This window comes from Aquifex pyrophilus (assembly GCF_054656935.1).
The window spans coordinates 366,532-387,466 of the sequence record NZ_BAAHXJ010000003.1; the positions used below are offsets into that span (position 1 = coordinate 366,532).

Annotated in this window: 25 protein-coding genes; 16 read left to right on the forward strand and 9 right to left on the reverse strand. The window is 45.1% G+C overall.

Features of this window, described 5'->3' with window-relative positions:
• The first annotated feature begins 2 nt into the window (after positions 1-2).
• Positions 3-221, forward strand: coding sequence for a hypothetical protein (locus ACYQZ0_RS02525; RefSeq protein WP_459774928.1), 219 nt, complete (start codon positions 3-5; stop codon positions 219-221).
• A complete protein-coding gene (locus ACYQZ0_RS02530; RefSeq protein WP_459774929.1) occupies positions 214-1,503 on the forward strand; it encodes a M16 family metallopeptidase in 1,290 nt (429 codons plus the stop codon). Before ACYQZ0_RS02525 ends, ACYQZ0_RS02530 begins: the two co-directional genes overlap by 8 nt.
• Here the strand turns inward: ACYQZ0_RS02530 and ACYQZ0_RS02535 are convergent.
• Entirely contained in the window at positions 1,490-1,786 is a 297-nt protein-coding gene (locus ACYQZ0_RS02535) for a 4a-hydroxytetrahydrobiopterin dehydratase (protein WP_459774930.1), read from the reverse strand. The genes ACYQZ0_RS02530 and ACYQZ0_RS02535 overlap by 14 nt on opposite strands.
• Before the next feature lie 17 nt (positions 1,787-1,803).
• Here ACYQZ0_RS02535 and ACYQZ0_RS02540 point away from each other — a divergent pair, with 17 nt between their 5' ends.
• The 8 genes from ACYQZ0_RS02540 to mqnE are packed head-to-tail and all read left to right on the forward strand — an operon-like array spanning position 1,804 to position 7,778.
• Positions 1,804-2,193, forward strand: a complete 390-nt coding sequence (locus ACYQZ0_RS02540; protein ID WP_459774931.1) for a YbjN domain-containing protein — start codon at positions 1,804-1,806, stop codon at positions 2,191-2,193.
• Entirely contained in the window at positions 2,193-2,894 is a 702-nt protein-coding gene (locus tag ACYQZ0_RS02545) for a PspA/IM30 family protein (protein WP_459774932.1), read from the forward strand. The genes ACYQZ0_RS02540 and ACYQZ0_RS02545 overlap by 1 nt, the downstream gene beginning before the upstream one ends.
• Before the next feature lie 2 nt (positions 2,895-2,896).
• Positions 2,897-3,427 carry a DUF4178 domain-containing protein gene (locus ACYQZ0_RS02550; RefSeq protein ID WP_459774934.1) on the forward strand — a complete coding sequence of 177 codons (531 nt, stop codon included), beginning with the start codon at positions 2,897-2,899 and terminating at the stop codon, positions 3,425-3,427.
• The gene (locus tag ACYQZ0_RS02555) at positions 3,405-3,908 is read left to right on the forward strand and encodes a hypothetical protein (protein WP_459774935.1); all 504 of its coding nucleotides are present in this window, start codon (positions 3,405-3,407) and stop codon (positions 3,906-3,908) included. Before ACYQZ0_RS02550 ends, ACYQZ0_RS02555 begins: the two co-directional genes overlap by 23 nt.
• A gap of 1 nt (position 3,909) precedes the next feature.
• Positions 3,910-4,713: a DUF350 domain-containing protein gene (locus ACYQZ0_RS02560; protein WP_459774937.1), complete on the forward strand. Its 804-nt coding sequence runs from the start codon at positions 3,910-3,912 to the stop codon at positions 4,711-4,713.
• Positions 4,710-6,185 (forward strand): polyamine aminopropyltransferase, encoded by a 1,476-nt coding sequence (locus tag ACYQZ0_RS02565; protein WP_459774938.1) that lies wholly within the window; start codon positions 4,710-4,712, stop codon positions 6,183-6,185. The genes ACYQZ0_RS02560 and ACYQZ0_RS02565 overlap by 4 nt, the downstream gene beginning before the upstream one ends.
• Positions 6,186-6,203: 18 nt before the next feature.
• The gene (locus ACYQZ0_RS02570) at positions 6,204-6,656 is read left to right on the forward strand and encodes a bacteriohemerythrin (RefSeq protein WP_459774940.1); all 453 of its coding nucleotides are present in this window, start codon (positions 6,204-6,206) and stop codon (positions 6,654-6,656) included.
• A gap of 9 nt (positions 6,657-6,665) precedes the next feature.
• A complete protein-coding gene (gene mqnE, locus ACYQZ0_RS02575; RefSeq protein ID WP_459774941.1) occupies positions 6,666-7,778 on the forward strand; it encodes an aminofutalosine synthase MqnE in 1,113 nt (370 codons plus the stop codon).
• Here the strand turns inward: mqnE and ACYQZ0_RS02580 are convergent.
• Genes ACYQZ0_RS02580 through ACYQZ0_RS02590 form a run of 3 tightly spaced genes read right to left on the reverse strand, consistent with a single transcriptional unit; the run spans position 7,762 to position 9,762 of the window.
• Positions 7,762-8,352, reverse strand: a complete 591-nt coding sequence (locus ACYQZ0_RS02580; protein ID WP_459774943.1) for an L-threonylcarbamoyladenylate synthase — start codon at positions 8,350-8,352, stop codon at positions 7,762-7,764. The genes mqnE and ACYQZ0_RS02580 overlap by 17 nt on opposite strands.
• Positions 8,349-9,527: a LysM peptidoglycan-binding domain-containing protein gene (locus ACYQZ0_RS02585; protein ID WP_459774945.1), complete on the reverse strand. Its 1,179-nt coding sequence runs from the start codon at positions 9,525-9,527 to the stop codon at positions 8,349-8,351. Before ACYQZ0_RS02585 ends, ACYQZ0_RS02580 begins: the two co-directional genes overlap by 4 nt.
• The gene (locus tag ACYQZ0_RS02590; protein WP_459774946.1) at positions 9,490-9,762 is read right to left on the reverse strand and encodes an acylphosphatase; all 273 of its coding nucleotides are present in this window, start codon (positions 9,760-9,762) and stop codon (positions 9,490-9,492) included. The genes ACYQZ0_RS02585 and ACYQZ0_RS02590 overlap by 38 nt, the downstream gene beginning before the upstream one ends.
• Before the next feature lie 18 nt (positions 9,763-9,780).
• On the opposite strand from ACYQZ0_RS02590, the gene ACYQZ0_RS02595 reads away from it, so the two are divergent.
• The 3 genes from ACYQZ0_RS02595 to ACYQZ0_RS02605 all read left to right on the forward strand — a co-directional run bounded on the left by ACYQZ0_RS02595 (position 9,781) and on the right by ACYQZ0_RS02605 (position 12,764).
• Positions 9,781-11,481 carry an NAD+ synthase gene (locus ACYQZ0_RS02595; RefSeq protein WP_459774947.1) on the forward strand — a complete coding sequence of 567 codons (1,701 nt, stop codon included), beginning with the start codon at positions 9,781-9,783 and terminating at the stop codon, positions 11,479-11,481.
• 80 nt (positions 11,482-11,561) lie between these two features.
• Positions 11,562-12,071, forward strand: coding sequence for a thiol peroxidase (gene tpx, locus ACYQZ0_RS02600; RefSeq protein WP_459774948.1), 510 nt, complete (start codon positions 11,562-11,564; stop codon positions 12,069-12,071).
• Between the two features lie 57 nt (positions 12,072-12,128).
• On the forward strand, positions 12,129-12,764 hold the full coding sequence (locus ACYQZ0_RS02605) for a peroxiredoxin (protein WP_459774949.1): 636 nt from the start codon (positions 12,129-12,131) through the stop codon (positions 12,762-12,764).
• Between the two features lie 38 nt (positions 12,765-12,802).
• On the opposite strand, the gene ACYQZ0_RS02610 is transcribed toward ACYQZ0_RS02605, so the two are convergent.
• Genes ACYQZ0_RS02610 through ACYQZ0_RS02620 form a run of 3 tightly spaced genes read right to left on the reverse strand, consistent with a single transcriptional unit; the run spans position 12,803 to position 14,141 of the window.
• Positions 12,803-13,111, reverse strand: a complete 309-nt coding sequence (locus ACYQZ0_RS02610; RefSeq protein ID WP_459774950.1) for a hypothetical protein — start codon at positions 13,109-13,111, stop codon at positions 12,803-12,805.
• A gap of 38 nt (positions 13,112-13,149) precedes the next feature.
• On the reverse strand, positions 13,150-13,455 hold the full coding sequence (locus tag ACYQZ0_RS02615; protein ID WP_459774951.1) for a winged helix-turn-helix domain-containing protein: 306 nt from the start codon (positions 13,453-13,455) through the stop codon (positions 13,150-13,152).
• On the reverse strand, positions 13,455-14,141 hold the full coding sequence (locus ACYQZ0_RS02620) for a YggS family pyridoxal phosphate-dependent enzyme (RefSeq protein ID WP_459774953.1): 687 nt from the start codon (positions 14,139-14,141) through the stop codon (positions 13,455-13,457). Before ACYQZ0_RS02620 ends, ACYQZ0_RS02615 begins: the two co-directional genes overlap by 1 nt.
• Positions 14,142-14,154: 13 nt before the next feature.
• On the opposite strand from ACYQZ0_RS02620, the gene ACYQZ0_RS02625 reads away from it, so the two are divergent.
• Genes ACYQZ0_RS02625 through ACYQZ0_RS02635 form a run of 3 tightly spaced genes read left to right on the forward strand, consistent with a single transcriptional unit; the run spans position 14,155 to position 17,100 of the window.
• A complete protein-coding gene (locus ACYQZ0_RS02625) occupies positions 14,155-14,706 on the forward strand; it encodes a diacylglycerol/polyprenol kinase family protein (protein WP_459774954.1) in 552 nt (183 codons plus the stop codon).
• A complete protein-coding gene (locus ACYQZ0_RS02630) occupies positions 14,703-15,626 on the forward strand; it encodes a glycosyltransferase family 9 protein (protein ID WP_459774956.1) in 924 nt (307 codons plus the stop codon). The genes ACYQZ0_RS02625 and ACYQZ0_RS02630 overlap by 4 nt, the downstream gene beginning before the upstream one ends.
• A gap of 49 nt (positions 15,627-15,675) precedes the next feature.
• A complete protein-coding gene (locus tag ACYQZ0_RS02635; RefSeq protein WP_459774957.1) occupies positions 15,676-17,100 on the forward strand; it encodes a hypothetical protein in 1,425 nt (474 codons plus the stop codon).
• Here ACYQZ0_RS02635 and ACYQZ0_RS02640 read toward each other — a convergent pair.
• Positions 17,097-17,450 carry a hypothetical protein gene (locus ACYQZ0_RS02640; RefSeq protein ID WP_459774958.1) on the reverse strand — a complete coding sequence of 118 codons (354 nt, stop codon included), beginning with the start codon at positions 17,448-17,450 and terminating at the stop codon, positions 17,097-17,099. The genes ACYQZ0_RS02635 and ACYQZ0_RS02640 overlap by 4 nt on opposite strands.
• A gap of 12 nt (positions 17,451-17,462) precedes the next feature.
• Complete coding sequence (gene rgy, locus ACYQZ0_RS02645) at positions 17,463-20,906, reverse strand: reverse gyrase (RefSeq protein ID WP_459774960.1); 3,444 nt, start codon at positions 20,904-20,906, stop codon at positions 17,463-17,465.
• Between the last annotated feature and the right edge of the window lie 29 nt (positions 20,907-20,935).

A 20,935-nucleotide genomic window follows, 5' to 3' on the forward strand; every position in this document is an offset into this window, starting at 1 on the left:
TTATGGTGAAGAGAGTTCTGAAAAAGACCTGGACCGTTTTCTCAAACCTTCTCCTTTTATACGGCTACTACCTTCTCTTTTTGTTCTTTTACGACACATTCCTTAGAGTTGTAAAGCCCTTAGCCTTTCCCCTTTCCCTTCTGCTTACCCTGTTTATCTTTTCCCTGAACGTAGCTTACTGGTACAGGGATAAAATACTGGGAAGGTTCAGAAATGCTTAGGTTTCTCATTCTGGGGGTCTTGATAATGGTTCAGGTTCTAACTGCTCAGGAGCTTATAATAAGAAATCTCCCCAACGGTGGGAAGCTCATAATAAAGCCCAGAGAAGACACGAAGGCGGTTGCCATACACGTCTGGTTCAGGGTCGGCTCGGTTTACGAGAAATACGATGAAAAGGGAATGGCTCACTTCCTTGAGCACATGCTTTTTAACGGAACGGAAAAGTATAAATACGGGGAGATAGACAGGATAATAGAGAGTCTCGGAGGGAACATAAACGCGGGAACATCAAAGGATTACACCTATTACCACGTTGAGATAGCTTCCCCATACTGGAAACAGGCTCTTGAGGTTTTATACCAGCTCACACTAAAGGCGACCCTTGAGGAAAAGATGATAGAGAAGGAAAAGGAGATAGTGATAGAGGAGCTGAGAAGGGGGAAGGACAACCCCACAACCGTCTTGTGGGAGGAGTTTGAGAAGCTCGTTTACAAGGTATCGCCCTACAGGTTTCCCATAATAGGCTTTGAGGAAACCATAAGGAAGTTCACGAGGGAAAAGCTCCTGAGGTTTTACAGGTCCTTCTACCAGCCCAGGAATATGGCTGTTGTGGTCGTTGGAAACGTAAACCCGAAGGAGGTTGAGGAAGAAGTTTTAAAAACCTTCGGTAGCGAGGAGGGAAGACCCGTTCCCAAGGTTCAGATACCCACGGAGCCCGAGCAGATAGGTATAAGGTTTAAGAAGCTTGAGGACAAAAGGATTGAGAAGGCTTACTGGATTATAGGATGGAGGGTTCCCGCCATCGGGAAGAACGAGTATAAGGGGCTTCTCGTCCTTAGCGAGATTCTCTGCGGGGGAAGGGTATCGGTATTCTACAAAGAGCTAAGAGAAAAGGGACTCGTTTACTCCTACTGGTGCGGAGACCTCGGAAGACCCAGGGATAACCTCTTCGTTATAAGTGCGAGCTTTGACCCCTCAAGGTACGAAGAGGTAAAAAAGAGGGTCTTTGAGCTACTTAAAGAAACTTATGAGAACTTAAATGACGAAATAGTTGAGAAGGCAAAGCAAAGGATAATAAACTCCCGTATATTTGAAGAGGAGAAGGTTGAGAACGAGGCCTTTGACATAGGTTACTCCTACACGGTTGTGAAGGACCTTGATTTTTACAGGTTCTTTGAGAAGAACCTCTCAAGGGTTAGGAGAGTTGACGTTATGAAGATATTTGAGAGGTATATAAAGGAGGACAGGTACAGCGAGATACTTATGGTTCCTAGTGCTTCATGATTTCCTCAACGAGCCCGTTTATCTCCCTTGCGAGGTTTATATCCTTCTCGGTTATCCCGCCCGCTTCGTGGGTTGTTAGTTTTACCTTCAGCTTCTTGAAGCTTACCTCAAGGTCTGGGTGGTGCCACCTTGCCTCCGCAAGTCCCGCTATTGCGTTAACGACGAATATGGTCGTCTTCCAGTTCTTTGTGTTGAACTCCCTGTATATGAAGTTATCCCCGAGCTTCCAGCCCTCAAGCTCGGAGAGAGCCTTTTCCACTTCCTCTTTACTTAAAACTCTCATGTTATTTAATTTAAAGTATGGCTACTTTTGAAGAAGTGAAAAAGATGGTTCTTGACCTCGGTCTTGAGATTAAGGAGGAAGATAAAGAGGAGGAGCTTCTTGTCGTTGAGGACGAAGACAGGGGAATAAAGAACATGGTAATTGACTGCGAGGATGACCTCCTTATCATTGAACAGCCCATAGGAAAGGTCTCGGAAAAACATTACGGCTGGTTTCTTGAAAGAAACAGGGACCTCCCCTTTGGTGCCTTTGCCCTTGACGGGGAGGATAAGGTAATCCTATACAGACAGACCTTAAACCTTGAAACTCTTGATTACGAAGAGCTTGAGGCGAGTATAGCTTCTCTTGAGCTTTTCTTTGCGGAGTGGGGAGGGGAGCTTTTAAATATCCTTAAGGAGGCAAGATAATGGGACTACTTAAGAGACTTCTGAGAGTTGTTAAGGCGGAAGCCCACTCGGTTGTTGAGAAGCTTGAGGACCCCATAAAGATAACCGAGGAGGGCATAAGGGAGCTAAAAAAACAGCTAAAAGAGGCTATGGAATCCCTCGCACAGGTAAAGGCGAGCCAGATAAGATTTGAGAGGGAGGCGAGAAACGAGAAGGAGAGGGCAAAAGCCCTTATAAGGAAGGCGGAGGCACTCCTCAAGAGTGCCCAGGAAGGGGAGATATCCCCGCAAGAGGCGGAAAAACTTGCGTCCGAACTCATACAAAAGGCAGAGCTTCACGAGCAAAACGCAAGAAGGCTTGAGGAGGAGGCAAAGAAGCAGAAAGAGATGGCTCTTAAGCTCCAGGCGAAGATTGACGAGCTTAAGCTTTTAATAGCCAAATACGAGGCGGAACTGAAAACCCTGAAGGCGAGAATGGCTACTGCAAAGGCGGTGAAAAAGGTAAACAAGGAGATAGCGAAGGTTGACCCCTCCGATACGATAGCTATGCTTGAGAGGATGAAGGAAAAGGTTGAGGAAGAGGAGGCAATGGCTGAAGCCTATGAGGAGCTCGCAAAACAGGAGATAGCGACAGATGTGGAAACAGAAGCTGAGAAAAAACTGAAAACCCTTGAGAGCAAGGAAAAGCTTGAGGAGCTCAAAAAGAGACTGGGACTCTCTTAAAGATGGGATTCCTTGACAGGATAAAGAAGCTCTTTAAACAAGAAGAAGAAAAGGAAGAGATTGAACTTCTCGGGAATCCCCTTGAGAGGCTAAAAAAGGGAGACATAATTGAGCTTGAAGGGGAAACCTGGGAGGTTGAGGATGTAGCCCTTTACGACTACGGGGCTACGAAGGAAAAGGAGTGGGAGATAAGGTCCGCAAAGGGAAAGGGCTTTCTCAGCCTGGAGGAGGGGAAGATATACTTCTTCACCGAGATAGACCCAGAAGAGATACAGCCCGACGTTGGAGAGCACTACAGAAAGTTCGGAAAGCCACCCGAGGAGATAATCTATAAGGGAAAAAGGTATAAACTGAAGTATGCGGGAAAGGCAAAATACAGGAAGAACTTTGAGAGCTATCCCGTCACCATTTGGGAGTTCAGGTCCGAGGACGGAGAGATAATAGACGTTGAGATATGGGACGATTACGAGATAGAAGCCTTTAAAGGAAGGGAGCTAAAAGAGTGGGAAATTGAGGGCGTTTTTCCTCGTTAGCCTCTTTTTAATACTCCTTTCCTGTTCAAGACCCGTTGAGGTAAAGGAAAATCCCGTAGATTTCTTTATAAAGAACTACGAAAAAGGCATATACAGGTATAAGGTTGAGGAAACTAAAGGAAAAGGAAACGAGAGGTGTGAGGTTGTTCTCAAGGATTTAATAAAGGGAAAGGAGTATAAGCTTGAACTTTATACGCTTCACTACATTGAGAGATACCTTCTCGGGGAAAGGATTTATTGTGAGCTATTTTCGGAAAATCGCTTCCTTGAGGTTGCGGGAGAGAGGTTCGTCCCCCCCTCAGGCTTGAGGGTTGTGAATAGCGTTAAACTGAGAAATGGTTTATACCTGTGGATTACGGAAAGGGTGAAAGCCTCTGGCGGAGGCGGAGGTGGCGGAGGGATAATATTCCTGCCTATGCCCTGGGGAGGTTCTGACTACGGGAGATACACCCTTCCCGGAGGAGGATACGGAGGTAAGTAGCATGAGCCTGATTCTTTTAATCCTCTGGATAATACTCTCTAAATACATCTACGACCTCGTATTTTTCAGAAACGTAAAGGTGGAAGATGAAATATTCTCAAGGGGAAACAACGCGGTGGGTATTTCCTTCGCGGGCTTCTTTGTTTCCCTCTCCTTCGTCCTTTATATGACCTATTCCCCGGAAAGTCCTTTAAAAGAACTTTTTACGCTCCTTTTTATAACTCTTCTCCTCTTCTCAGGGGTTTATCTCTTTGACCTTCTATTTCTCAGGAAGATTGACTTAAAAGAAGAAATCCTCAAGGGAAATGTTTCCGCGGGAATAACACAGGCATTTTATTTCCTCTCGGTCGGACTCATACTTTCGGGAGCCTACTGGATGCTTGATAGCATTCTCCTCACCCTTTTATACTCGGTTATTTACACCTTCCTGGGTATGCTCTTCTTATACATAACTACCCTTATATTCTCCCGCATTCTTTCCCTTGATTTTCAGGAAGAGGTAAGGAAGGGAAACGTGTCCGCCTCCTTGCTTCTTGGAATGATATCCTTCTCCGTTTCTTTAGTCGTTTTTAACGCAATCTCCGGGGAGTTTGTAGGGAATCTACTCTCGGATATACTCACAACCTCTCTTTACTTCCTCATCTCTCAGGTAATTATGGTTATACTTTACCTCTTGTTTGAGTATGTGATATTCAGGAAGATTATCCTTTCTTCAGCAGTTCTTGAGAATAACCTCAGCGCTTCCCTTACCCTGGGAGGTGTATTCCTTGCGAGTGCGCTCCTTACCTTAATCGTCGTTGGATGAGGAAATCAACGGTTTTAAAGCTCTGCATATTCTTTACGGGTTTTTCGGGGCTCGTTGCGGAATACTCGGTAGCAACCCTCGCAACCTATCTTTTGGGAAATGCGGTTTTTCAGTGGAGCGTTATAATCTCCCTCTTTCTCCTCTTTATGGGCATAGGTTCAAGGCTTACGAGATACATACCCGACAATAAGCTCGTTGATATCTTCGTAATTGCTGAGGTTTCCCTTTCCCTTCTCGTATCCCTTTCCCCGTTGATTGCTTACCACTTCGGGAGCTACCCCTTTGAGCTAAGAGTTGTAATTTACTCCCTCTCCGCACTCATAGGAACGCTCATAGGACTTGAGATTCCTATCGCTGTCAGGATAAACAACAGATACGAAGAGCTAAAGGTAAACCTATCCTCTATACTTGAGAAGGATTATCTCGGCTCCCTTCCAGCGGGACTCCTTTACGCTTACTTTCTCCTTCCAAAGCTCGGACTCCCTTACACGACCCTTATCGCAGGTCTTTTAAACCTTTCGGTAGCGATTCTCTTTTCCCTTTCCTTTCCCGTTCGCTTGACCTTAAAAGTCCTTCCCTTACTCGTTGGTCTAATCCTTGCCCTATACGGATTCTTCGCTTCCCGAATTATCCTATACGAGGAACAAAGATTTTACGGGGAGCAAATTGTGAGTTTCATCCAAACGCCCTTCCAGAAGGTCGTTCTCACGAAGTATAAAAATATTTACTCCCTTTACCTTGACGGACACATCCAGTTCTCAACCCTTGACGAGAAAAGGTATCACGAAACCCTCGTTCACATACCTGCAAGCCTCATAAAAAGCTACGAAAAAGCCCTCATACTCGGAGGAGGGGACGGGCTCGCCCTCAGGGAGGTTTTGAAGTATCCCTTCGGGAGCATAACACTTGTTGATTTGGACGGAAAATTCGTTGATTTTTCAAGGAAAAACCCGATAATGAGGAAGATAAACGAAGATAGTTTTAAAGACCCGAGGGTAAAAGTAATTTTGAATGATGCCTTTAACTTCGTATTCAAAACAAATGAAAAGTTTGACCTCGTTGTTATTGACCTTATAGACCCGAGAACCTACTCAAGTGCACGGGTTTACTCCCTTGAGTTTTACAAAAGACTAAAACGAGTTCTAAAAAGGGATGGAGTCTTTATAACCCAGGCGGGGGATGTTTTTTTCAGGAGAAAGGTTTTCTGCGCAATTTTGAAAACGATAAGGGAAGCGGGATTTTACACAATGCCTTTGGTCGTAAACATTCCCTCAATGGGCGAGTGGGGCTTTATCGTAGGGAGCAAAGAGAAAAAGAGATTTAAAGCTCTTAAAATTAAGAATCTCTCTTACCTCAGCGATAATCTCGCCAGGGCTATTATCCTTACGGGAAGCTCCGTCAGGTGCGGGGAGGAAGAAATTAATAGAATCTTAAAGCCCATTGTATTAGAGTATTACTATATAGGTAATTAATTATTTAAGGAGCGGACCATGGAGCTAAAGTGGGAAGAAAGGTTAAATACAGGCGTTTTTTGCTTTGACGAGGAACATAAAACCATTTTGAATATGCTTAACTTCATGAGGGAGCTCCTCCAGAACAAAAGAAGGCAGGAGGCCTCTTCCTTTATCGTTGACGTTCTCATACCCTACCTGAGAAACCACCTTAGGCATGAGGAAGAGGTATTCAAGCAGTTCGGTTATCCCGAAGGGGAAACTCACACCAAATCCCACGAAGCTATTGAGAAGCTCTTTATGGGCTTTATGGAACCCCTTGAGGCGGGGGAGGACAAGGTTATAAAGCACTTCCAGGCGGTAGTAATAGGATGGCTTTACGGACACATAGAGAAAACCGATAAGAGATACGGCGTTTATTTTGCGGATAAGGGAATAATAGACAAGGTTAATGAGATAGAACCTGTAAGGAATGAGTTTACCGAGGTATAGTTTATTATTATGCTTCCCGTAGAGACGATTTTTGAGACCGTTGACGATAAAGAGTTTTTAAGGATTGCGGAAAAGGTCCTTGAAGGGAAGAGGATAACCCCGGAAGAGGGAATATACCTCTACAGAAACGGAGACCTTACCGCTCTCGGAATCCTTGCGGAGCACATAAACAGACAGAAAAACAGCATGTATGCCTACTTTATAGTAAACAGACAGATAAATCCCACAAACGTGTGCATGTATCAATGCGACTTTTGTGCCTTCGGCGTTAAGAAATCCGACCCCAAAGCCTACGAGATGAGCCTTGAGGAGATACTGAGAAAGGTTGAGGAGCTATACAGAATGGGAGGGAGAGAGGTTCACATAGTGGGGGGTATTCCCTCATACTGGGGTTATGAGAAATACATTGAGATAGTAAGGGAGATAAAGAAAAGGTTCCCCGAGGTAATAGTTAAGGCATGGACCGCGGTTGAGATTCACCACATGTCAAAGATATCGGGAAAGAGCTACGAAGAGGTCTTAAAGGAGCTAAAGGATGCAGGACTTGACGCACTTCCCGGGGGAGGAGCGGAGATATTCTCCGAGAGAGTGAGGAAGATAATAGCCCCCTACAAAGCGAATGCTGAGGAATACCTTGAGGTTCACAGAACAGCCCACAGGCTCGGCATACCCACTAATGCAACTATGCTTTACGGACATGTGGAGACCTTAGAGGAAAGGATAGAGCACATGGAGATGCTCAGAAGACTCCAGGACGAGACGGGAGGTTTTCAGGTTTTCATACCCCTCGCTTACTGGCCCGAAGGAACGAGGCTCGGCGGGCACAGAACTTCCTCGGTTGATGACCTCAAAACCATAGCCATCTCCCGCATATACCTTGATAACTTTGACCACATAAAGGCTTACTGGGTAACCCTCGGCGAGAAGGTTGCACAGGTAGCCCTGAACTTCGGGGCGGACGACCTTGACGGAACAATACAGGAAGAAAAGATAGTCCACGCTGCGGGAACGAGGTCCGCTTACGGACATTCCATAGACAGGCTCGTAAAACTCATAAAAGACGCGGGCAAGATACCCGCTGAGCGGGACACCTTCTATAACATTGTTAAAGTTTATCAATAATCCTTTCTATTTCTTCCTTCTTTACCCTTCCCTCTCTCAAGACTTTTAAGCCTTCCCTTAAATCAACGAGCGTTGAGGGCTCACCCTCTATTTTTCCGCCATCAACGTAAAGCTCAACCTTATCCCCGAAGTATCTGTAGGCCTCTTCAATTGTTGTCGCCGGCTTCTTTCCCTCGGGATTTACGCTGGGAGCGACAAGGGGCTTTTTAAAAACATCAAGGAGCTTCCTAACGAATCCCTTTTTCGGAATCCTCACAGCCAAGCTGTCTTTACTTATATACGAGAGCTTATCGCATCTCTTTTTAAGAACGAGCGTTATACCTTCCTTATGGAGAAGGGGCTTATACTCCTCGGGAAGGTCTAAACACAGCTCTACTATCCAGCTCTCATCGGGAATGAGAACGAGGAAGGGCTTTCCCGAAGGTCGCCTTATCTCATACAACCTTTTCACCGCTTCCTCGTTCGTTGCGTCCGCAAGCATTCCGTAAATGGTGTCCGTAGGGGCTACAACTATTCCACCTTTTTCAAGAACTTCCTTAGCCTTTAAGAGAACTTCCTCTTCCTTTAAAATCATTTCTTTTCAGAAAGATAGTAAGAGGGATTTAAAATTGCACCGTTTAGGTTCCTTATCTCAAAGTGAAGGGCACATCTCCCTTCCGTCGGAACGATACCTACGTATCCTATTATATCCCCCTTTCTTACCCGTTGTCCGAGCCTCACCGTATTTCTTGCATTGTGAGCGTAAACGCTTATGAAGTTTTCATGCTCAATTATAATCATATTTCCTAAAGCGTGAAGGTCGTTCCCGCTGTAAACCACCTTACCGCTCGCTACAGCTTTTACGGGCTTTCCGCAATCGGTGTATATGTAAACTCCCTTATCGTTCTTAACAACCTTTCCATCAACGGGAAGTTCCTTTAAGGAAATCTTAGGAATCCTCGCAACCCTTTCTATGAATACATATTTATAAACGGGAATCTTTAGAACCTGACCTACCCTTATCAAATTCCCCTTAAGTCTGTTTGCCCTCTTTATGGCTTTCACGCTCGTCCTGAACCTCTTCGCTATCTTTATGAGGGAGTCCCCCTTTCTTACTCTATACCTCAGGTAAACGACCTTTTTTACCCTGTCGAGAACCACTCTTCCCTTTTTTTCTTCATACTTCTTCTTTATTTCTTCGTAAAGGTAAGCCCTTTTTGTGGGAATCTTCAGCTTTTGTCCCACGTAAATCCTGTTTCCCTTTATATTGTTTAAAAACTTTATCTCCCTAACGCTTACCCCGAACTTCTTCGCTATCTTTATGAGGCTGTCGCCTTTCTTTACGCGGTAGATGATGAACTTTTTCTTTGTTTTTTTCCTTTCTTTTTTAACTTTCCCTTTAACAGGAATTTTGAGTTTTTGTCCTACCCTTATAACGTTTCCCTTTAAGTTGTTCGCCTTTTTTATTTCATTAACGCTTACCCCGAATTTCTTGGCTATCTCAATTAAGGTATCTCCCCTCTTTACCCTGTATATTACGTATCTCTCACTTTCCTTTAAGCATATCTTTTCCCCGGGAATTAGGTATTTCCTCTTTTTTAGCTTGGGATTCAGCTCGTATAACTTCTTAATGCTTATTTTGTATTTCTTTGATATCTCCCAGAGGGTATCCCCCTTCTTAACTTCGTAATAGGTCCTGCAGTAATCCGCGGAGAAGCTACAGCTGAGCAGACTAACTATACCTAATATCAAAACCGTAAAGAGGTTCATCGGATTGCTCCTTTATTACCTCTATCTTATCAACCCTTGCAGCGGGAGGACCTTTCAGTATATCTTTCAGGAAGTATCCTATGAGTTCGTCGTCCCCCTCAACGAGTATCTCAACCCTTCCGTCGGGGAGGTTTCTGACCCATCCGTTCAGCCCGTAGCTGTCCGCAATCCTTTTCGCGTATGCCCGAAAGCCCACTCCCTGAACGATTCCGTAAACGTATATCCTCAATCTCATGTTAAATATAATACAGGAATGTTAAACCTTACCCTCGCACAGCTGAATTTCACCGTAGGTGATATAGAGGGAAATAAAAAGAAGATTTTTAAGGTAATTGAGGAGTATTCGGAGAAATCCCACATCATAGTTTTCCCCGAGCTTTCCCTTTCGGGCTATCCGCCCGAAGACCTTCTCCACCAGGAGTATTTTTTAAGGGCTTGTATGGAAGCCTTCAGGGACGTGGTTAACAAGAGTATGCATTACGACGTTGTTATTGTCTTCGGGACTCCTTATTACGAGTTTGACCTTTACAACGCTCTCGCGGTTGTTTATAAGGGAAAGGTTCTCGGCGTTTATAAGAAGCACCACCTTCCCAACTACAGCGTTTTTGACGAATACAGATACTTCAGGAAGGGGGAAGAGCCTTTAATGATAGATATAAACGGTTATAAGGTTTCCTTCTCCGTATGCGAGGATATATGGTATCCGGACGGTGTTGAGAGGGAAACAGCCCTATCGGGGGCTGAGCTTATCGTTAATATAAACGCGTCCCCCTACCACGTGGGTAAATACTCCTTTAAGGAAAGTTTTGTAAAGGCGAGGGCGGAGGATAACCTCTCTTTCGTCTGTTATGTAAACCTCGTCGGAGGGCAGGACGAGCTCGTTTTTGACGGAAGGAGCTTCGTAGTTTCTCCCGACGGGGAGATTGTTGCAAGGGCAAAAGCCTTTGAGGAGGACATTCTCACGGTAAGCCTTGAGCTTGATAAGGTGAGGAGAAAGAGACTTACGGACCTGCGTTGGAGAGAGGCAAGCTCAAAAGCTAAAAGGGTTGAGGTAAAAGCGAAGATAAACCTTGAGGAAAGGCCTTACCTTGAGGGGAGGGTTGAGCCTTCACCCGAGGGGCTTGAGGAGATATACGAAGCATTAAAGCTCGGTCTTAAGGATTACGTAAATAAAAACCGCTTTAAGAGGGCTGTTTTGGGGCTATCGGGAGGTATAGATAGCTCCCTCGTTGCCTGCCTTGCGGTTGACGCCCTCGGAAAGGAAAGGGTCGTCGGAATATACATGCCCTCTCAGTTCTCCTCAAGGGAGAGTTATGAGGACGCAAAAAAGCTTGCGGAAAACCTTGGTATAGAGTTTCACGTAATACCCATAGAAAGTATTTATAAGACTTACTTTTCCGAGTTTGAGAAGGAGCTTTGTGAGCTTAGGTTTGACGTTGCGGACGAAAACATACAGGCGAGGATAAGGGCAAATATACTCTTTTACTTCTCAAACAAGTTCGGTTATATAGTCCTCGCTACTTCAAACAAGAGCGAAACCGCGGTCGGATACACAACGATATACGGAGATATGGCGGGGGGATTTGCCCCCATAAAGGACGTGTATAAAACCCTCGTTTATAAACTCGCAAGGTTCAGGAACGAGAAAAGCCCTGATATTCCCGAAAGGGTTTTCAAAAAACCCCCTTCCGCGGAGCTGAGACCAAACCAGACGGACCAGGACACACTTCCCCCTTACGAGGTTCTTGACAGAATTCTAAAACTTTACATAGAAGAAGGGCTTTCTCCAGAGGAGATAATAAAGAAGGGACTTCCGAAAGATGCGGTTTATAAAACCATTGCGATGATAAGGAAGAGCGAGTATAAGAGAAAGCAGGCACCTATCGGAACGAAGATAACACCGAGGGCTTTCGGCAAGGATTGGAGAATGCCCATTACGAATAAATTCAAGTGACCTTGACCTTAATCATTAATTAAAAATCTTTCTCAATTTATAATCCTTGAGTAAAGAATGATTAAAGGGAGGTTGTAAAGATGGCACAGACGGTTAACTTAAAGGGAAATCCCGTAACACTCGTTGGACCTACCCTGAATGTCGGGGATAGAGCTCCAGAGGCTATTGTCGTCACCAAGGACCTTGAGGAAAAGGCAATAGGCGGAAAAAAGGACCAGGTTCAGGTTATAATCACCGTTCCATCCCTTGATACACCCGTTTGTGAAACGGAAACGAAGAAGTTCAACGAGATAATGGCAGGAATGCAGGGCGTTGACGTCACCGTTGTATCCATGGATTTACCCTTTGCCCAGAAGAGGTTCTGTGAGAGTTTTAACATCCAGAACGTAACCATAGCTTCCGACTTCAGATACAGGGATATGGAGAAATACGGCGTTCTCATAGGAGAGGGAGCCCTTAAGGGACTTCTTGCAAGGGCTGTTTTCATAGTTGACAGGGAAGGAAAGATAGCCTACATACAGCTCGTTCCCGAGATAACCCAGGAGCCCAACTACGACGAGGTTGTAAACAAGGTTAAGGAACTTGTTTAAGTTTGAAATCTGAGTATAATATTTAATTGAAAATAATTTTCAAAGGAGGTGTGAGCCATGGATGTAAAGGAGATAGCTAAGAAAATAATAACCGAGTGCCCTCTCAGGGTAGGAGACAGAGTTCCCAACTTTGAGATGGAGATTTACGACCCTTCCACGGGTAAGTTCGGAAAGATAGTTCTTGAGGACCTCCTAAAGGAAAGGAAGTGGGTAATACTCTTCTTCTATCCCGCTGACTACACCTTTGTGTGCCCCACGGAGCTTGCGGACCTTGCGGAAAAGTATGACGAGCTCAAGGAACTCGGATGTGAGGTTATATCCGTATCCACGGACACGAAGTTCGTTCACCTCGCATGGCACAGGGATGAACCCCTTCTCAAGAACGTGAAGTATCCCATGGGAGCTGACCCCACGGGACAGATATCCAGACTCTTCGGTGTTTACGACGAGAACACGGGACTCGCACTGAGGGGAACCTTCATAATTAACCCCGAAGGAATGCTCGTAGGAAGCGAGGTTAACTACTACAACGTAGGTAGGAACGCGGACGAGCTCTTAAGGAAGATGAAGGCAAACGTATACCTCATGTCTCACCCCGAAGAAGCTTGCCCTGCAAAGTGGGAACCCGGAAAGAAGACACTCAAGCCTTCCGAAGAACTCGTCGGAAGAGTTGGGGAGGTTCTCAACGAATAATTTTCAAAAGGGAGGGGGTTCTCCCCTCCCAAAATTATTTAAGCGGACACCTGAGCTTCAAGGTTATTTAAAAGTTCAAGGACTTTCTTAGCATTTTCTTTGAGCTCTTCGGGATTGTTAAACTCCCTTATCTCCCTCACAATCACGGATAAAGCTGAGAAAAGCTCTTCCTTCAGGGGACCGTTACCGACCTTAATCCTGTATGTAGCGTTCCTAATTGGTTCTTTAATAGCCTCTATAGTCTCAAGAAGTTCCATCTCGTTCTTTGCGTTTGCAAGGGCTTCAAGCTGTTCCTTAAACTTTTGAAGAAGCTCATAACCTATCTTGAAGTCGGAATCCATCTGCATTAACGAACCTCCTTCGGGATTTTTAGTTCTATTTTAACTCACCTGTATAAGGATTTAACTATATTGTCAAATAGCCTTTTGGCTTCCTCGTATTCCTTTATGAGTTTCTCTCCCTCGGGAGTTATCCTGGCACCTTTTCCCCTTTCCCTCTCAACTATTTTCTTCCCGAGCCTCTTTTCCATAACCTTTATGTGTTCAAGGGTTTTCTTGTAGGATATCCCAAGCCTTTTTGAAGCCTCTTTAATGGAACCCGTGTTTTTAATCTCCTTCAGGATTCTGTATTTCAGCTCGGTAAGAACGGGCTCTCCCTTTTCCTCAAACCAAATTTTATATTTGAGCTCCATCAGTATTTCCTCTCTCCGAACAGAAGCGTTCCTATTCTCACTATTGTAGCCCCTTCCTCTATGGCAACCTCAAAGTCGTGAGACATTCCCATGGAAAGGTGGGGAAGGGAAACGTTAAAATCCCTCTCAAGCTCTTCTTTAAGTTCACGGAGCTTCCTGAAGTAAGGTCTTACATCTTCTGGATTATCAAGGTAGGGCGGTATTGTCATAAGTCCGAGGACCCTCAGGTTGGGAAGCTCAAGGGTATACTCAAAAAGCTCTTTTAAGTGTTCGGGGGAGACGCCCGCTTTTGTTTCCTCACCCCCCACGTTTACCTCTATCAGGACGTCCTGAACGAGGTTGTTCTTGAACGCTCTTTTTTGTATCTCGTCCGCGAGGCTTTTTCTATCAAGGGAGTGAATGAGCCTCACCTTCCCCATTAAATACTTAACCTTATTCGTCTGGAGCTGTCCGATAAAGTGCCACTCAATATCAAGCTCCATGAGAGCCTCGTATTTTTTGAGGAACTCCTGAACTCTGTTTTCTCCGAAAAGCTTAAGCCCGCACTCGTAAAACTCCTTAATTCTTTCGGGGGGAACGGTTTTTGAGGCTCCGAGCAGTCTCGCACAATTTTTTCCCCTTCCCGCTCTCTCACAGGCCTTTTCTATCCTTTCAAGAACGTTGTTTAAACGCTCGCAGGGTGTCATAATTTTAAGTTTAATGCTTGAGCTGAGGAGAAAGCTCTTTCACATATGTTCACTCCTCCTCCTTATAATCCCCGTTTTATACTTTCCCTTCTGGTTGAACATTTTTATTTTTTCCTCAGGCATCCTTTTGAACCTTCTTTTAGTTTTAAAAAATGAAAAGATTTACCCCCTTTTTAAGCTTTTTATAGACCTATTTGAAAGGGAGGAGAACCTTGAAAAGCCCGGAATTCAATCCCTTTACGCTCTTCTCGGTATCTTTATATCTTACCTTCTTTTTGGGAAAGATGCGGTTTACGGGATTGTCGTCCTCGCTGTGGGAGACGGATTTTCGGGACTAATCGGACATTATTTCGGGAAGAGGAGACTTTTTTACAATCCTAAAAAGAGCCTTGAGGGGAGTCTTGCCTTCTTCCTCTCAAGCTTTATAGCACTCCTTTTCATCACCGAGCTTGAAAAGGCATTTTTAATATCCCTTGTGTCCGCTTTTGTTGAGAGCTTAAAGCTTCCCCTTGACGATAACCTGTTAATACCGATTGTCGCTTCCTTTATCGGTGGGGTGTTATGAGGGCTTTAATACTCCGTTTTTCTTCTTTGGGGGACGTCGTTCTAACCTCCTGCTTATTTGAGCCCCTCAGGGAAAAGGGGTATGAAATTGACCTTCTAACATTCAAACCTTACGGAAATTTATTTCTTGACGATGACAGGGTAAACGTTATAGAAACGACGAAAGAAAATTTATTGAAGGACCTAAAGAAGCTAAAAAAATCTTACGAGCTTAAGATAGACCTTCATAAGAACTTAAGAAGCTATCTCGTGAGGCTAATTCTTGGCGGAAGCTGGAGAAGCTACCCAAAGGAAAGTATAAGGAGAAGGCTATCCGTTCACTTTAAGCTTTTCAGGAAGCCTTACTACGTTCCAGAGGCATACGCAAAGAGCTTAAAGGGAATAGCCGAGATAAAAAACCCGAGACCGTTTATAAAGGTTTCCGAGGAGAGGGTAAAGAGGTTCAGGGAGCTTTACGGGGATTACGTGGTTATAGCACCGGGGGCGAAGTATGAAAAAAAGAGGTATCCCCATTACTGGGAGCTTTCTGAGCTTCTTATAAAGGAAGGCTTTAACGTCGTAATAGTCGGGGATAAAAGGGATTACGAGCTATCAAGGGATTTTCCCGGAATAAACCTCTGCGGAAAGCTTGAGCTAATAGACGTTCTTGCGGTAATAAAGGGGGCGAAGCTCTTTATAGGAAACGACAGCGGACTTCTTCACTGTGCAAGGGCTGTAAGGACGAAGGCTGTTCAGATTTACGGGGGAACTCATCCAACCCTCGGTTTTTCCCTTTACCCCAATGAGGGGATAGTTTTCTGCAAATGCATTGATTGCCAGCCCTGCGATATACACGGCAAGGGAAAGTGTCCGATAAACTACAAGTGTCTTGATATAAGTCCTATAAAGATTTTTGAGCAAGTTATAAGAATTCTGAATTGAAAGGGAAAGGAAGAAGGGATAAAGTAAAAGTTAAAGGAGGTGGGAGAAGATGGATTTACTTGGAACACTCGTAACAAAAGAAAAAATAAACGGAACCGAGAAGGCGGTCATTTTCAGGGAGCTCATAAAGAGGGAGATGGATTTATTAAACGATTACTGCAAGAATAACCACAAGTTTCCCAAGGATTACAGAATTGAGTTTTGCCATCTTCACAACATAAAGAAGATAAACATAGCGAGGCTATTGACCATTCTCAAGTTTTACGACCCCAGGTTTATAGAGATACTGATGTCAACAGACCCCAAGGTTAGAACCTTCGTAAGCTACTTCTTTGAGTTTATGGAAAAGCATCCCTACTTTGAGGACGTTCTTGAGCCCCAGAACCTCTTCGGAAACTGGGATTACATAAGGTATAAGCTAAAAATCCTTTTCCCACAGCTCACTTTTGAGGAGATAGACAGGTTCAAGTTCAAGAGGAAGGAGTTCATAGAATATGTGAAGGAAAGGCTCGGAGAGCCCGAGGAGATGATAGAGGACAAGCTTAACCTCGCAACCTGGTATGAAAGCGTTCCTTATCTTGAGCTTGAGAGCGAGTTCTCTCCAGGCGTTCACCCCGACCCCGTGATGACTCCCGAGGAGTGGTCCTTCATAAAGAGAAACCTAAAAGGTAGGAAAAACATAATAATAAGGGACCCCGATACGGGAAAGGAAAAGCTCGTTTACGTTGAGGTTGATATACCCGACGAGGAGCTCGACAAGTATTACAAAAACAGGGAAGGACTGAAGAAGCTCCTCATGGAGAGGTATAACATAGACGAATCGGGAGCTGAGCAGATTCTCAGGAAGGCGGGATGGGAAGCCCCCGGATGGCATATAGTTCCACCCATACACGAGGACGTTGAGGTCAAATACCCCGAAGAGGAGAAAAAAGAGGAAAAGAAACCCCAGATAACCGCGGAAAAATACGATATTCTCGGTCTTGCATCCCATATAAGGTATCTGGGCGGAAGGGAGCTTGAGCTTCTCAATTACTACGAGCTCGTTCACGACAAGGTTCCCGAAGTTCACGATAAGCTACACCTCTTTATGAGAACCAAGAGAAGACTCCTCGGAAAGCTGTTTGGACTTTATTACACCGTTGACCCCGTGATGGCGGAAGCCATACTCATAAACGACCCCGAAAACATAAAGCTTCTCAAGGAGCTCACGGTTGTTACAGGAGTGAGGGATAAGACCTTCTCCATATACGACAGCAGTAAAGTTTGGAACGAGATAAAGAGGAGGGTAACCTTCATATTCCCTGAGGTTTCGGAAGAAGAAATAGAGAAGTTCAAGGGAAGGAGGGCGGATTTCGTTAAGTATCTCGCTCAGAAACTCGGAAAGCCCGAGGAGTATATAGACGAAAGGCTTGAGCGTGCGGGATGGCTCAGGACGGAAGAAATTCCCGCATTCATAAGACACATAGGTCCTTAAGAGCCTTCTTTTTTCCTTGCGGTTCTCCTCTTGGGTCTTTGCTCCTCATACTTCTTTGAAAGTTCCTCAACCGTGGGATAGTAAACTCTTATCTCTCCGTTCTTCAGGAGAACGTATCCGTGGTTAAGTATGTCCTGTATGTTCTTCTTGTTGTTTAGGAAGTTCTCAAGCTCCTTTATCTCGCTGTATCCCTTCAGTGTGTACTCCCTCTCCTCTCCGTTGTCAAAGACTATTTTCACCTTCATACACCAGAACTTTGAGTTTTCCGCATCCCTGCAACGCTCGGGCTTTCCAATAGGCTCTATTCTTACGCTCCTTGCAACAATCTCCTCTTCCCTTACCTCAAACATTTTTTTACCTCCTCACTCCACAACCGCTTTCTCAAACTCCCTAACCTCATTATACAGTTCCCTTAGTATATTCCTATAATCCTCCTTGCCCTCCTCAACCATGTCCATGAGCTTCTCAAGCCTTCTCGTGAACTCTTCAGAAACGAAGGGAATTATCTTCTCCTTACTTTTTAGGAACTCGTAAACCTGTTTTCCGAGCTTGGTCGGTATGAGGAAGCCGTTCCGCTCTATAACGTATCCCCTCTCAAGGAGCTTTGATATTATCGTTGCGTAGGTTGAGGGTCTTCCTATACCCCTTCTCTTCATCTCCTCAACGAGACTTCCCTGAGTGTAGAGGTAAGCCATAGGAACGCTCTTTAACTCCTTCTTGTCCTCAACGTATATCCTTCCCTCAAGGTTGGGGTTCAGCTCTATGCCGTAAACCCTGTTAAAGCCGTCCTGGGTAATATCAACGCTGAGTTTATATTCCGTTTCTTTATCAAGGGCTTTTATTCTCACTTTCCTTACCTTTACCTTTGCAGGTCTCATCTGGGAAGCCATGAAGCGTTTGAATATGAGCTCGTAAAGGAGTAAGTGCTCCCTCGTCAGGTTCTGGAGCTGTCCCGCATAAATCATAGACCTTATGTCTTCAACGTCAAGGGGCTTTGTTGGTCTTATACACTCGTGGGCTCCTCCTTCTCCCCAGGTTCTCGGTGTGAAGTAATCGCTCCCGAGCTCTTCGCTTATCCACTCCCTTGCCACGTTTATACCGACGTCCGAGACCCTCGTTGAGTCCGTTCTGTGATAAGTGATAAGGCCATATTCAAAGAGCTCCTGGGCAAGGGACATAACCTTGGGGACGGGAAGCCTGTATCTGTCGGAGGCCTCTTTAAGCATCGTGTCCGTTGTGAAGGGGGGAAGGGGCTTTCTTTCCTCTTCCCACTCCTCAAGAAGTTCAACATTTATCTCCTTAAGGTTTTCGTAAAACTCCTTTGCGGATTTCTTGTCTGTAAACTCATACTCAAGCCTGAACCACCTTCCGTTTTCCTTAAAGGTTATCTGGACGACGTGTTTCTTCTTCCTGTATAGCTTCTCCCTCTCTATTATCCATCCCAGAACTGGAATCTGAACCCTTCCCCCGGATAGCCAGCTCTTATCAAAGGTCTGCTGAAGGATACGGGAAACCTCAAAGCCCACCCACCTGTCCGCTATCCTCCTCACGAGCTGAGCCTTTACGAGGTTCTCGTTAAAATCCCTCGGATTTGATATAGCGTTCCTTATGGCTTTCCTCGTGACCTCGTGAAACTCTATCCTCTCTATATTCTCCATAAAGGGGCTGAGAAGCGCCCCTATATCCCACCCTATCTTCTCACCTTCCGTATCCGGGTCAGTTCCCACGAGAACGGTATCAACCTCCTGGGCTACCTCCCTCAATCCCTCAATTACCTTCTCCTTTCCTTCTATAATCTCATACACGGGAATGTATTCCCCGTCCTGAACTATAACCCCGTGGAACGCCCTGTTTTTTATGAGGTCAAGTATATGCCCGAGGGACGCTGTAATCATCAAATAAAGGTCTCCCACCATGACCTCAAGAACGTCTATGCCCCCCAACTTCCTGCTTACGGGCTTTCCGAAGAAGTTGGCTATTGTCCTTGCCTTGTTCGGGCTTTCAACAACAACGAGAACGGGCTTTACGTGTTCCTTGTATTCGGGCTTTACCTTTCCCTCAAGTATCTCCCTCACCTTTCTCCTGTCTTCGTCTATCTCCTTTAATATCTCCTCAAGGTTTACCTCGGATAAAGGTTTAAAGCTTATATCCTGATTGAACCACCTTACCTTCTTCTCAAGGTTCCTAAAGGCTTTCTTATCGTCAACGAGAACGAGGCTGAGCCCCTTCGTGAGACCACCGGCATACATGCGGGAGGTTCTTCCGCTTGCCTGGAGGTATCCGGTCACGTCCGCAACTACAAGCTCATACCCTCCCTCGGATATCCTGAGCGTTATCTCGTCCGACTCCTTAATCTTCTTTATCAAGCTCTCGCTGAGTAAGAACTCCCTTATCTCCTTCGTTAGGTTTTCTATCCTTTCCTTTAACTCAACGTTGTTTTCCACGAATTCCTCGCTCAGGAAGGAGTATCTCCTCAGCCTCTGTATCCAATTATCAACCTTCTTAACGTAGTCCTTAAGCTCCTTATCCTTGGTTATGAGCGGTCTGAGGGAAAGGAGCGCCCAGAGGAGATGGGAAACGGAGGTCTCAACCTTGAGGGAAACCTTTATCTTAGGAACGCCGTAAAATACCGCATACCTCACAACGTGGGGAAGGTCAACACCCCTCGCAAGGGGATTCCTATAAGAGGAAATACCTATGACTACGTCAACCTCTCCCCTCTCAAAAGGTTCTAACTTTTCCTCGTAAGTGAGTGTCCTTATTCCGTTCTCCTCAAGGAGCTTTTTAATCTCCTCAACCTTCTCCTTTCCGTAATCGGAAGATACAAAAACGAGCCCGCCCTTTCCGAGCTCCTTCACCCTTTCAACTAGAACGCTATCAAGGTTATTCACTTCCTCGTAAAGGTCAACGATATTCCTGAGGAAGAGAACGGGCTTTCCTACCTCAAAGCCAAGAAGCTCCCTGAAGAGCTTAATCCTGTTTGAACGGGGATTTCCCGTAGCGGAGGAGACCGCTATAACCCCCTTTCTCTTCTTTGCTATCTCCTTTAACTCTTCCGTTCTTCTCCTTATCTCCTCCCAGTCCTCCTCCGTTTTTTTCGGTTTTTCCTTAAGTTTTATCAGCTCAAAGGCTTTATTTATATCCTCTTCCGAAAACCCGAGGAGGTATAAAACCTTATCAACGTTCCTGGCGGTCTTGAGAAAGCTGTCAACGTCGTCAACGAATATGAAGTCAAAATCCTTCGGAAGTATGTCGTAGTTCTTGTAAAGAAACATAGAGGTTGATATGAGAACTTTAAAATCCCCACTCGCTATTCGTTCCTTATACTCCTTTTTCTTCTTTTCTGTGAGCTTTCCCCAGACTATTAGGTCCTCTTCCTTTATCCCGAACCTCTTCAGCCTTTCGGAAACCTGCTCAACGAGGAGTTGTGTGGGAAGGATTATGTAGGAACGCTTACCTTTACCCGCAAGGTATGAGGCCATTGAGAGCCCGAAGGTGGTCTTGCCTACGCCCGTCGGTGCGAGCATCGCAAAACAGCGGTTAAGGAAAACCTTCCGAGCCCAGGACCTCTGTAAACTCCAAGGAGAAGTTCCGAGTCTTTCCTTGAAAAACACCTCCCACTCCCTCAGCTCGTCAAGAAGGTTGCAAAAATCCTTAAACTTCCCCTCTTTTATCTCCGAACATACCCTTTCCCTCTTAACCTCATTCGGAATGCATTTCTCACAGGGAAGACCCCTAAGGAGTCTATATGAAGTAATCTCTCCACCGCAGTTGGGACATAGCTTTTCAAATACCGCTCCAATCATCGCTTTATCCTCTATCCAAGTGCTTAAAT

Coding starts and splice junctions, on each gene's coding strand:
- tpx (WP_459774948.1), top strand. CDS start 11,562: ATGGCACAGACGGTTAACTTAAAGGGAAATCCCGTAACACTCGTTGGA.
- ACYQZ0_RS02535 (WP_459774930.1), bottom strand. CDS start 1,786: ATGAGAGTTTTAAGTAAAGAGGAAGTGGAAAAGGCTCTCTCCGAGCTT.
- ACYQZ0_RS02525 (WP_459774928.1), top strand. CDS start 3: ATGGTGAAGAGAGTTCTGAAAAAGACCTGGACCGTTTTCTCAAACCTT.
- ACYQZ0_RS02610 (WP_459774950.1), bottom strand. CDS start 13,111: ATGCAGATGGATTCCGACTTCAAGATAGGTTATGAGCTTCTTCAAAAG.
- ACYQZ0_RS02565 (WP_459774938.1), top strand. CDS start 4,710: ATGAGGAAATCAACGGTTTTAAAGCTCTGCATATTCTTTACGGGTTTT.
- ACYQZ0_RS02605 (WP_459774949.1), top strand. CDS start 12,129: ATGGATGTAAAGGAGATAGCTAAGAAAATAATAACCGAGTGCCCTCTC.
- ACYQZ0_RS02620 (WP_459774953.1), bottom strand. CDS start 14,141: ATGACACCCTGCGAGCGTTTAAACAACGTTCTTGAAAGGATAGAAAAG.
- ACYQZ0_RS02560 (WP_459774937.1), top strand. CDS start 3,910: ATGAGCCTGATTCTTTTAATCCTCTGGATAATACTCTCTAAATACATC.
- ACYQZ0_RS02530 (WP_459774929.1), top strand. CDS start 214: ATGCTTAGGTTTCTCATTCTGGGGGTCTTGATAATGGTTCAGGTTCTA.
- ACYQZ0_RS02580 (WP_459774943.1), bottom strand. CDS start 8,352: ATGATTTTAAAGGAAGAGGAAGTTCTCTTAAAGGCTAAGGAAGTTCTT.
- ACYQZ0_RS02570 (WP_459774940.1), top strand. CDS start 6,204: ATGGAGCTAAAGTGGGAAGAAAGGTTAAATACAGGCGTTTTTTGCTTT.
- ACYQZ0_RS02615 (WP_459774951.1), bottom strand. CDS start 13,455: ATGGAGCTCAAATATAAAATTTGGTTTGAGGAAAAGGGAGAGCCCGTT.
- ACYQZ0_RS02550 (WP_459774934.1), top strand. CDS start 2,897: ATGGGATTCCTTGACAGGATAAAGAAGCTCTTTAAACAAGAAGAAGAA.
- ACYQZ0_RS02625 (WP_459774954.1), top strand. CDS start 14,155: ATGCTTGAGCTGAGGAGAAAGCTCTTTCACATATGTTCACTCCTCCTC.
- ACYQZ0_RS02585 (WP_459774945.1), bottom strand. CDS start 9,527: ATGAACCTCTTTACGGTTTTGATATTAGGTATAGTTAGTCTGCTCAGC.
- ACYQZ0_RS02630 (WP_459774956.1), top strand. CDS start 14,703: ATGAGGGCTTTAATACTCCGTTTTTCTTCTTTGGGGGACGTCGTTCTA.
- ACYQZ0_RS02595 (WP_459774947.1), top strand. CDS start 9,781: ATGTTAAACCTTACCCTCGCACAGCTGAATTTCACCGTAGGTGATATA.
- ACYQZ0_RS02545 (WP_459774932.1), top strand. CDS start 2,193: ATGGGACTACTTAAGAGACTTCTGAGAGTTGTTAAGGCGGAAGCCCAC.
- ACYQZ0_RS02640 (WP_459774958.1), bottom strand. CDS start 17,450: ATGTTTGAGGTAAGGGAAGAGGAGATTGTTGCAAGGAGCGTAAGAATA.
- ACYQZ0_RS02590 (WP_459774946.1), bottom strand. CDS start 9,762: ATGAGATTGAGGATATACGTTTACGGAATCGTTCAGGGAGTGGGCTTT.
- ACYQZ0_RS02540 (WP_459774931.1), top strand. CDS start 1,804: ATGGCTACTTTTGAAGAAGTGAAAAAGATGGTTCTTGACCTCGGTCTT.
- ACYQZ0_RS02635 (WP_459774957.1), top strand. CDS start 15,676: ATGGATTTACTTGGAACACTCGTAACAAAAGAAAAAATAAACGGAACC.
- rgy (WP_459774960.1), bottom strand. CDS start 20,906: ATGATTGGAGCGGTATTTGAAAAGCTATGTCCCAACTGCGGTGGAGAG.
- mqnE (WP_459774941.1), top strand. CDS start 6,666: ATGCTTCCCGTAGAGACGATTTTTGAGACCGTTGACGATAAAGAGTTT.